The 3206-nt window shown below is 68.8% G+C and carries 1 protein-coding gene and 2 pseudogenes; 2 read left to right on the top strand and 1 reads right to left on the bottom strand.

Translation table 11 applies throughout. From position 1 onward, the window contains the following. A pseudogene (locus tag VGR06_RS24605) lies at nucleotides 1–517 on the top strand (IS701 family transposase); the annotation flags it as partial. Between the two features lie 265 nt (nucleotides 518–782). Here VGR06_RS24605 and VGR06_RS24610 read toward each other — a convergent pair. After that, nucleotides 783–2330, bottom strand: a complete 1548-nt coding sequence (locus tag VGR06_RS24610) for an IS1182 family transposase (protein WP_327561483.1) — start codon at nucleotides 2328–2330, stop codon at nucleotides 783–785. A gap of 231 nt (nucleotides 2331–2561) precedes the next feature. Here VGR06_RS24610 and VGR06_RS24615 point away from each other — a divergent pair. Then, nucleotides 2562–2942, top strand: a pseudogene (locus VGR06_RS24615) (IS701 family transposase); the annotation flags it as partial. Nucleotides 2943–3206: the final 264 nt, after the last annotated feature.

Genomic DNA, 3206 nt, shown 5'->3' on the forward strand with positions numbered 1-3206 from the left:
CGCCATACCGGGGGCGGGGCCGCCCGCCCCGACCACGCTATGACGGGGCAGCCTCGACCCTGCAGGACCTGGCGATGGACGCCGGACGCGGCGCCGCCCGGCAGGTGACCTGGCGCCAAGGCTCCAAGAAGACCAAAGGCAACCCCACCGCGAAGATGCGATCAAGGTTCACCGCGATCCGGGTCCGGCCGGCCAACCGCGACATCGGCCGCCACGACGACGGCAGCCTGCCCGAGTGCTGGCTGCTGGCCGAATGGCCGCCCGGCGAGCCCGAACCCACCGACTACTGGCTGTCCACCCTGCCCGCCGACACCCCAATCAAGACCCTGGTGCGGCTGGCGAAGATCCGCTGGCGCATCGAACACGACTACCGCGAACTGAAACCGGCCTCGGCCTGACCCACTTCGAAGGCCGCTCCTTCACCGGCTGGCACCGCCACGTCACCTTGGTCACCGCCGCCCACCTGTTCTGCACCGAACTCCGGCTGACCAGCCCAAAAGCAGCTGGGGCGGCCTGACCCTCTACAAGATCCTCAAAGAGCTCCAGGCGCTGCTCGCCACCTGGACAGGCCGATGCCCCACCTGCCACCAGCGACCACCATGACGACCTAACAAAGCCCTACTAGGAGACCCCTGAAATAAGGCGGGTTGGGCGCGGGAGGACGCCGACCGGCCGTCTTTGCGGCGGTGTGAAGTCGGGCCTCGAGGGTCGACATGAGTGGTCGCCCTCGCGCGGTGATCAGGGGTGGTCGCTGTTGGTGGCGGGGGGTCAAGGAGGCCTCGCTAGGCGAGCGCCCATGTTCCGTCGAGTCTGGTCAGGCCTAGGTTGATGAGTCGGCGGAGGTTGAGTCCGGCGGCGCGGTGGTGCAGCCAGTGATCGTTGTTCGCGACGCCTCGGTAGCGGACGCGTCGGTTGCCTCGGACGAGCCAGGCGATGCTGCGTTCGACCATGGGCCGGTGCTTGCGGTATTCGGCCTGCCACGCGGGTTCACGGGCCGTCGCGCGGGCGGCGCGCAGCAGGCGTTCGTGGGTGTGGATGGTGAGTTTGCGGCCACGTTTGGCGGTGGTGCAGCGCGAGGCCAGGGGGCAGCCGCGGCAGTGCCGCTGGAAGGCGGCGCCACCGCTGGGCCGGATGGCAACGGTGTGTCCGGCCGGACAGGTCACGGTGTTGGCGTCGAGGTCGATGGCGAAGTCATCGGTGGTGAACCCGCCGGGCACGGGCCGGCGCAGCGGGATCGGCTTGATGACCGCGCGGTGACTTGCGGCGGCGAGCGCGGCCCGCGCCTCGCCGGTTCCGTAGGCGGAATCGGCCAACACGGTCACCGGCTCGTCCTCGGCATCCAGCAGCTGCAGACCGATGACGGCTTCGTGGTTGTTCGCGCCGCTGGCTTTGGTCAACACGCAGTCGGTGATCAGCCCGGTGTCCGGCTCGACCGCGAGATGGGCCTTGAACCCGTCCTGACGCCGTGACACAGTCTTGTGCGCGTGCCGGGCGTCTGGGTCCACGGTGGAGATGACCCGGTCGGGGACGACCCGCCGGGCGATGCGCCACCGCCCGTCAGCGCCGTTGGAGCCCTCGACCGGTTCCACATCCTGCCCAGCGACCAGCGCTAGCAACGCCACCGCCTCTGCGGCCCGGGGGCCCAACTCCTGGTCCGGCAGACGGCCGAGCAGCCGGTGCGCGTCGCCGACCAGCGCGTCGACCAACTCCGCGCGGGCCTGCTGATCGTCCCAGGCGATCGCCGGCTTGCCCGCATCGTCGTAGTCATGCGCCCGGCACACCGCCGCGATCACCTCGGCCGCACCCGGCACCTCACGGCGAACCCGGCGGATCGCGGCGATCAACTGCGTCACCGTGTCCTGCGTGGCCACCGCGTCATCGAGCACCGCCGAGTCCAACGCCCGCCTGGTCCTCCCACGCAGCGCTCCGGTCTCGGCCACCACCTGCTTGACCGCCTCGAAGATCCGGTCCGGCCGATCCGAGCCCGCCAACCGGCGCCGCCAGTAAGTCAGCGTCGTCGGGTGAAACGCCCCCGCCGTGACCGCCAGCCCGCACGCGGCCTTCCACCGCAGATCGAACGTCGCCGCCTCCGCCGTCTCAGCATCGGACAGGCCGTACAGCGCCTGCAGCGTGATCACCGCCGCCATCACATCCGCCGGGACGCTGGGCCGGCCCCGACCCGACGGGAACAAGTCGGCGAACATCTCATCCGGGAACAGCGCCCGACGATGCTCGGCCAAGAACGCGAACACACTGCCAGGCTTGAGCAGATGCCCCGCCACCGACTCCACGTCCAACAGTTCCCGCTGAGACTCAGATCGACCCTGCACCACAAGACCATCTCGAACCCGCAAGATCAACAGGTCGACCGACGCGCGGATTATTTCAGCGGTCTCCTAGTACTCCAGCCGCACTTCCTGGGTTCGGTGTCTTCGCAGGTGGTGGCTGGTTTGGCGCGGTGCTGGTGCCGGCGACGCCACCACGGCGGTCGTCCTATGTAGACTCTCGTGCTCGTGCCTGTTGATGAGGCCACCGGCTGGGTGGCGGGTCTGGATGATCTTATGGCGCTGATCGCGCATCGGTTCGGGCGGGTTGAGCCTCGGCGGCGCGCGCGTGGATACCTGCGTGGGTTGCTGTCCCCGCTGGCCGATAAGAACGGCTGGACGATCGCGGAGGCAGCAGGCGACGACACCCCCGATGGGATGCAGCGGCTGCTCAATTTCTGCAGGTGGGACGCGGACGCGGTCCGCGACGACCTGCGTGGCTATGTAGCTGAGCACCTTGGCGGCCCCGATGGGGTGCTGATCGTGGACGAGACCGGGTTCCTGAAGAAGGGCATCAAGTCCGCCGGCGTGCAGCGGCAATACTCCGGCACCGCCGGGCGGGTGGAGAACTGCCAGCTCGGCGTCTTCCTCGCCTACGCCAGCTCGAAGGGCCGGGCCCACGCCTTCCTGGCCGTCACCGCCGCAACCGCCGAAAAGGGGGAGCGTCAACGTCAGAAAGACTCGTCCCGCTCAGCCTCGCTGAGGTTCGACGTCTCCTGGCACACCTGATCACGATCATCCGGTCACATGATCATATCCGTCGATGGTCGCGGTGGCGTCGCCGGCACCAGCACCGCGCCAAACCAGCCACCACCTGCGAAGACACCGAACCCAGGAAGTGCGGCTGGAGTACTAGGAGACCGCTGAAATAATCCGCGCGTC

It is taken from the genome of Actinophytocola sp., from assembly GCF_036002505.1.
In the GTDB taxonomy this organism is placed as follows: Bacteria; Actinomycetota; Actinomycetes; order Mycobacteriales; family Pseudonocardiaceae; genus DASYTH01.